Source organism: Streptomyces sp. NPDC002896 (assembly GCF_040295225.1).
Lineage (GTDB): Bacteria > Actinomycetota > Actinomycetes > Streptomycetales > Streptomycetaceae > Streptomyces.
The window spans coordinates 498,680-505,046 of record NZ_JBEOVA010000005.1; the positions used below are offsets into that span (position 1 = coordinate 498,680).

General features: G+C 70.1%; 7 protein-coding genes. 6 read left to right on the forward strand and 1 reads right to left on the reverse strand.

The genetic code is table 11. From position 1 onward, the window contains the following. Positions 1 to 9: 9 nt before the first annotated feature. The 6 genes from ABT009_RS11705 (at position 10) to proC (ending at position 4,573) form a co-directional block, all read left to right on the forward strand. Positions 10 to 324 carry an SH3 domain-containing protein gene (locus tag ABT009_RS11705; protein WP_351292214.1) on the forward strand — a complete coding sequence of 105 codons (315 nt, stop codon included), beginning with the start codon at positions 10 to 12 and terminating at the stop codon, positions 322 to 324. 77 nt (positions 325 to 401) lie between these two features. Continuing rightward, positions 402 to 911, forward strand: a complete 510-nt coding sequence (locus tag ABT009_RS11710; RefSeq protein WP_351292137.1) for an EamA/RhaT family transporter — start codon at positions 402 to 404, stop codon at positions 909 to 911. A 100-nt stretch (positions 912 to 1,011) separates the two neighbouring features. Next, positions 1,012 to 1,800: a class I SAM-dependent methyltransferase gene (locus tag ABT009_RS11715; RefSeq protein ID WP_351292139.1), complete on the forward strand. Its 789-nt coding sequence runs from the start codon at positions 1,012 to 1,014 to the stop codon at positions 1,798 to 1,800. 113 nt (positions 1,801 to 1,913) lie between these two features. Next, the gene (locus tag ABT009_RS11720) at positions 1,914 to 2,744 is read left to right on the forward strand and encodes an ABC transporter ATP-binding protein (protein ID WP_351292141.1); all 831 of its coding nucleotides are present in this window, start codon (positions 1,914 to 1,916) and stop codon (positions 2,742 to 2,744) included. Beyond that, a complete protein-coding gene (locus ABT009_RS11725) occupies positions 2,741 to 3,538 on the forward strand; it encodes an ABC transporter permease (protein WP_351292143.1) in 798 nt (265 codons plus the stop codon). The genes ABT009_RS11720 and ABT009_RS11725 overlap by 4 nt, the downstream gene beginning before the upstream one ends. A gap of 225 nt (positions 3,539 to 3,763) precedes the next feature. Beyond that, the gene (proC, locus tag ABT009_RS11730; protein ID WP_351292145.1) at positions 3,764 to 4,573 is read left to right on the forward strand and encodes a pyrroline-5-carboxylate reductase; all 810 of its coding nucleotides are present in this window, start codon (positions 3,764 to 3,766) and stop codon (positions 4,571 to 4,573) included. A gap of 61 nt (positions 4,574 to 4,634) precedes the next feature. Here the strand turns inward: proC and trpS are convergent, their stop codons facing one another. After that, complete coding sequence (trpS, locus tag ABT009_RS11735; protein ID WP_351292147.1) at positions 4,635 to 5,633, reverse strand: tryptophan--tRNA ligase; 999 nt, start codon at positions 5,631 to 5,633, stop codon at positions 4,635 to 4,637. Positions 5,634 to 6,367 lie beyond the last annotated feature (734 nt).

Below are 6,367 nucleotides of genomic sequence, written 5' to 3' on the forward strand. Positions count from 1 at the left end.
AGTCGCGCCATGGCTGCCGGAGGCGCCGCCGCCGCGCTGGCCCTTGTGCTGGGCGCCGCATCGGAAGCCGCGGCTGCCAGCACCTACCCGATCGCGCCGGGATACACCGTCAACGTCCGCAGCGGGCCGAGTACGAGCTACAGCATCGTCAAGGTTCTGCCCGAGGGCTCGAAGGTGACCATCTTCTGCCAGACTCCCGGCCAGACCGTCAGCGGTCCGTACGGAACCTCGAACGTCTGGGACAACATCGCCAGCGGGCAGTACGTGTCCGATGCATACGTGAACACGGGCAGCGACGGGTACGTCGCCCCGCGCTGCAGCTGAGTGTTCGGCCCGCCCGTGCCCTGGGCGGGCCGACCGGCTCCTGCCGGACGCGGCGGGTCCGGCGCGATAATCAACGCATGAGCGACGACACCGGTGCCGACGCAGCCGGCACCCCGGCCACCCCCGCGGGCCCCCGCCCCGAACCCATCCGCTTCTTCGGCACCACCTGGGTCAACCACGACGGCGGCTACGGGGCGCGCCGCGCGGCCGTAGCAGTCGGCTCGCTCGCCGCGGCCGTGGTGGCGTGCCTGGTCCTGCGCTTCGCGTACGAGGGACTGGAGATCGCCGCCATCGGAGGGCTGGCGACCGTCCTGGTCGTCGTGATGTTCGCGGTCTGCAGCGCGCTCGCGTTCCGGCACACCTGGGACGGCTTCGGCAAGCGTGCCGACCCCGACCGCCAGGCCTCCCTCCGCGGCCTCCTCGCCATCGGCTTCGTCGGCTCCCTCCTCGCGTACTTCTTCCGGACCCTCATCGAGGCCCCGGGCGAGCGGCTGCACCGCGAGGAGTACGAAACGTCACGCGAGGAGTACGAGCGCCGTGCGGCCCGCCGCGCGGGCAACCCGTCGAAGAGGAAGCGGAAGGGCTGAACTCGCCGGTCCGGGATCCAGCGGCACGGCCGCCCCACCGGACCGACGAGCTGCGCACCCACCGCACCATCCGCCCGGATCGCACCGGAAGGGTGACCCGATGACCGACGACCACACCCGGCCGACTTCCCGCTTCGCCCTGTCCTTCGACGCCGTCGCGGCCCAGTACGCCACCGCCCGCCCCGGCTATCCGCCCGTACTGTTCGACACCGTCGAGGACTTGACGGGCCGACGTCTCCGTGGCGCCCGCGTCGTCGACGTGGGAGCGGGCACCGGCATCGCCACCGCACTGCTGGCCGGCCGAGGCGCCCGCGTCATCGCGGTCGAACCCGGCTCGGGCATGGGCGCCCAGCTGAAGGCGCGCCTCCCCGAGGTGCCCCTCGTCCGCGGCCTCGGCGACGCCCTCCCGCTCAGCGACGCCTGCGCCGACCTGATCACCTACGCCCAGGCCTGGCACTGGACGGACCCGCGGCGTTCCCTCCCCGAGGCCTTGAGGGTGCTGCGCCCCGGCGGATCCCTCGCCCTGTGGTGGAACGTGCCCGACCCGGACGTGCCATGGGCCGCCGAGCAGGAGCAGCGGCTCCAGGCCCGCCTCCCCGGCTACCACGCGCACGGCATCACCGGCGAGGCGCCGCAGATCATCGGCCGGCTGGTGCCCGGACTCGGCCCCGTCCACCGCCGTCTGCACTGGACCCGCCGCGTCCCCGTCGACGTCCATCTCGCCCACCTCGGCAGCCGCTCCTACTTCGCGACCCTGGGCCCCGAGCAGTCCGCACCCGTGCTGGCCGACGAGCGCCGCCACCTGCTGCGGCACTTCCCCGACGGCATGGTCGAGGAGGCGTATGCCGTGGACCTCACGGTCGTAAGCCGGCCCGGCGGCCGCGCCTGACACGGGCGGCCGCGCGTCCCTCCTGCCGGGTCTGACACCGCCAGCCGCGCGTTCCGACTCCATGGGTTCACGCTCCTTGACGCCATCTCCCGCCGCGCCCCATTATTCATCGCATGATGAATTTTACTTCCGGACGTCCCGCCCGGGAGGGAATCCCCGCCGAGCCGCCACCCGCCGTCCGCGCCGACGCCCTCACCGTCGTACGAGGCCCACGCACCGTGCTCCACGGCCTCGGCTTCACCGTCCCGCGCGGCCAGATCACCGGCCTGCTCGGCCCCTCCGGCTGCGGCAAATCGACCCTCCTGCGCGCGATCGTCGGTACGCAGGCCAAGGTCACCGGCACCCTGGAGGTCCTCGGCCGCCCCGCCGGCGACCCCGCCCTCCGCTCCCGCGTCGGATACGTCACCCAGGCGCCCTCCGTCTACGACGACCTGACGGTCCGCCAGAACCTCGACTACTTCGCGGCCGTCCTGGACCCGGGTCGAGCGGCCGCCGAGCGCCGCCACGAGAACGTCGCGCGCGCAATCGCCGACGTCGACCTCACCTCGCACAGCGACGCCCTGGCCGGGAACCTCTCCGGCGGCCAGCGAAGCCGCGTCTCCCTCGCCGTGGCCCTGCTCGGCGCCCCCGAACTCCTCGTACTCGACGAACCCACCGTCGGCCTCGACCCGGTACTCCGCCGCGACCTGTGGAGCCTCTTCCACTCCATCGCAGCCGAGCGCGGCGCCACGCTCCTCGTCTCCTCGCACGTCATGGACGAGGCCGAACGCTGCCACCGCCTCCTCCTCATGCGCGAGGGCGAGATCCTCGCGGACGACACCCCCGACGCCCTGCGTGAGCGCACGCACTCGGAGACCGTCGAAGCAGCGTTCCTCCACCTGGTCGACGAGGCCGTCGAAGCCGCCGCGGCCAGCGCCCGCGCCCGTAAGGAGACGGCCCGATGACCACGACGAGCACGCACCACGTACGCCCCACGGCTGCCGCACCCCGGCCCACCGCGATCAACGCGTCCCGCACCCTCGCCACCGCCGCCCGTGTCCTGCGCCAGCTCCGCCACGACCCGCGGTCCATTGCGCTGATGATCCTCGTCCCGTGCGTGATGCTCTTCCTGCTCCGCTACGTGTTCGACGGCAGCCCGCGGACCTTCGACTCGATCGGCGCCTCGCTGCTCGGCATCTTCCCGCTGATCACGATGTTCCTGGTGACCTCCATCGCCACCCTGCGCGAACGGACCTCGGGCACCCTCGAACGCCTCCTCGCCATGCCCCTCGGCAAGGCCGACCTGATCGCGGGGTACGCGCTCGCCTTCGGCGCCCTGGCCATCGTCCAGTCCGCCCTCGCCACCGGCCTCGCCCTGTGGGTCCTGGGGCTCGACGTGACCGGCTCCCCCTGGCTGCTGCTCCTCGTCGCCCTGCTCGACGCCCTCCTCGGCACGGCACTCGGACTCTTCGTCTCGGCCTTCGCGGCCTCCGAGTTCCAGGCGGTGCAGTTCATGCCGGCGGTGATCTTCCCGCAACTCCTCCTCTGCGGCCTCTTCACCGATCGCTCCAACATGCACCCGGTCCTCGAAGGGATCTCCAACGTCCTCCCCATGTCCTACGCCGTGGACGGCATGAACGAGGTCCTCAGGCACACGGACATGACGGCGAACTTCGTACGGGATGCGCTGGTCGTGGCAGGGTGTGCGCTGCTGGTGCTGAGCTTGGGCGCGGCGACGCTACGCCGCCGCACCGCGTGATCGACCCATTCAGCCTGTCCAGCGCTTTAGGACGAGGCCGTCCAGGCCGAAGCGGGGTCTGGGGGCGCAGCCCCCAGGGACGGGAAGGGAAGGGGCGGCGGGGGCGAAAACCCTGCAAGGGAAACCCGCCACCCGACGTCCGCCCACCGGACAACCGAGCCACCCCCACGCCCCCGGTGCGAGGATGAATCCGGACGACGCAACCCCCGGGAGGGCACCCCAGCCATGACCCAGAAAGTCGCAGTACTCGGCACCGGCAAGATCGGCGAGGCCCTGCTCAGCGGAATGATCCGAGCCGGCTGGGCCCCCGCCGACCTCCTCGTGACCGCCCGCCGCCGCGACCGCGCAGAAGAGCTCCGCAGCCGCTACGGCGTCACGCCCGTCTCGAACACCGAGGCCGCCAAGATCGCCGACACCCTCATCCTCACGGTCAAGCCGCAGGACATGGGCACCCTCCTCGACGAGCTCGCCCCGCACGTCCCCGCCGGCCGCCTGATCATCAGCGGCGCGGCAGGCATCCCCACCACGTACTTCGAGGACCGGCTTCCCGCAGGCACCCCCGTCGTCCGCGTCATGACGAACACCCCCGCCCTGGTCGACGAGGCCATGTCCGTCATCTCCGCGGGCACCCACGCCACCGGCGAGCACGTCGCCCACGCCGAGGAGATCTTCGGCGCCGTCGGCAAGACGCTCCGCGTCCCCGAGTCCCAGCAGGACGCCTGCACCGCCCTCTCCGGCTCCGGCCCGGCGTACTTCTTCTACCTGGTCGAAGCCATGACCGACGCCGGCATCCTTCTCGGCCTGCCCCGAGACAAGGCCCACGACCTGATCGTCCAGTCGGCGATCGGCGCCGCGACGATGCTTCGTGACAGCGGCGAACACCCGGTCAAGCTCCGCGAGAACGTCACTTCCCCGGCCGGCACCACCATCAGCGCCATCCGCGAGCTCGAGAACCACGGCGTACGCGCGGCCCTCATCGCCGCTCTCGAAGCGGCCCGCGACCGCAGCCGCGAACTGGCCTCCGGCAACAGCTGACGCACCGCCCACCGCCTTCGCCGGGCCGGCCGACCAGAGGGACGGCCGGTCCGCCGGTCGGTCACGAAGGCGGCAGCAGCCCGATCGCCCGATAGGCCGCGTCCACCGTCGGCCTGGCCATCCCCCTGGCCTTCTCCGCCCCGTCCTTCAACACACCCTCGAGATACGCAGGGTCCGCAACCAACTGCCTGTGCCTCTCCTGCAAGGGCCTGAGCAGCTCGACGACGGCATCGGCGGTGTCCTTCTTCAAGGCCCCGTACGACGTGTACGCATCGCTCAGCTTCTCGGGCTCCCCGCCCACACAAGCCGCAAGGATCTCGAGCAGATTCGAGACACCTGGCTTGGACTCCCGGTCGTACGCGACCTCCTGCCCGCTGTCGGTCACCGCCCGCATGATCTTCTTCCGCACCACGTCCGGCTCGTCGAGCAGATAGACGATCCCGGCCCCGGCGTAGTCGGACTTGCCCATCTTCGACGTCGGCTCCTGCAGATCCATGACCCGCGCCGCCACCACCGGAAGCGTCGCGCGAGGCGTCACGAACGTGTGGCCGTAGCGCTGGTTGAACCGCACCGCCAGATCCCGCGTCAGCTCGACGTGCTGCCTCTGGTCGTCCCCGACCGGCACCTCATCGGCCCCGTACGCCAGGATGTCCGCCGCCATCAGCACGGGATACGTCAGCAGCGACAGCCGCACGCTCCCGCCACGGGCGCGCTCCCGCGCGGACTTCTCCTTGTACTGGATCATCCGCCGCATCTCACCGTCGGTCGCGACGCACTCGAGCAGATACGACAGGCGCGCGTGCTCGTCCACATGACTCTGTACGAACACGGTGCACCGCTCCGGATCGAGCCCGGCCGCCAGCAGCAGAGTCGCCGCCTGCCGACTGAGCCTGCGCACCCGCCCCGGATCGTGCTCCACCGTCAGTGCGTGCAGATCGACGATGCAGAACAGCGCATCGGCGCGGTGCTGGTCGACTTCCGCCCACTGCCGGACGGCCCCCAGATAGTTCCCGAGCGTCAGATGCCCCGTCGGCTTGATCCCGCTGAAGATCCGCGTCATCTCTCAACCTCCTGGTCGTCGGCCGCCGCTGCCCGCCGGCCGGCTCAGGTTCCTCAGGAGGGAGACACACGAACGGCCGCCGAAGCGGCGGCCGTTGAGTGCATGCGTAAGTACGGCCGCCGTCAGGCGGCCCACCACTGCTGGGTGAACGCATGCTTGGACATGCTCACGAGCATACGCCCCTCAGGTACGCCCTGGGGCGCCAAGTTGACATGACCCGCCGACATACGTAGTGTTCTCCGAGTTGTCCGACGTGAGCACCGACTCCGGTCGGCCCCGGACAGCCATTCCGCAGGAACCATTCAAACGAACGACGACTCGTCGTCGATTCGTTTCCATGCGTGTTGCGAAATGAGGAATCCGCGTTCGAAAGGGCGCGACTCCCCGATTAGCTCGGGAGGCAGGATTCCGCTAAAGTCTCACTCGTCGGAACGGCCCAACGGCCGGGAAGACAGCCCACTCTGACTGGGAATCAGGCGCGAAAGGATCTGATAGAGTCGGAACCGCCGGAAAGGGAAACGCGAAAGCGAGAACCTGGAAAGCACCGAGGAAATCGGATCGGAAAGATCTGATAGAGTCGGAAACGCAAGACCGAAGGGAAGCGCCCGGAGGAAAGCCTGAGAGAGTCTCTCGGGTGAGTACAAAGGAAGCGTCCGTTCCTTGAGAACTCAACAGCGTGCCAAAAATCAACGCCAGATATGTTGATACCCCGTCCATCTTGATGATGGTCGAGG

Bases quoted from the DNA above. Each gene is read 5' to 3' on its own strand.
- trpS (WP_351292147.1), bottom strand. From the start codon at position 5,633: ATGACGCGGATCTTCAGCGGGATCAAGCCGACGGGGCATCTGACGCTC.
- ABT009_RS11710 (WP_351292137.1), top strand. From the start codon at position 402: ATGAGCGACGACACCGGTGCCGACGCAGCCGGCACCCCGGCCACCCCC.
- ABT009_RS11715 (WP_351292139.1), top strand. From the start codon at position 1,012: ATGACCGACGACCACACCCGGCCGACTTCCCGCTTCGCCCTGTCCTTC.
- proC (WP_351292145.1), top strand. From the start codon at position 3,764: ATGACCCAGAAAGTCGCAGTACTCGGCACCGGCAAGATCGGCGAGGCC.
- ABT009_RS11705 (WP_351292214.1), top strand. From the start codon at position 10: ATGGCTGCCGGAGGCGCCGCCGCCGCGCTGGCCCTTGTGCTGGGCGCC.
- ABT009_RS11725 (WP_351292143.1), top strand. From the start codon at position 2,741: ATGACCACGACGAGCACGCACCACGTACGCCCCACGGCTGCCGCACCC.
- ABT009_RS11720 (WP_351292141.1), top strand. From the start codon at position 1,914: ATGATGAATTTTACTTCCGGACGTCCCGCCCGGGAGGGAATCCCCGCC.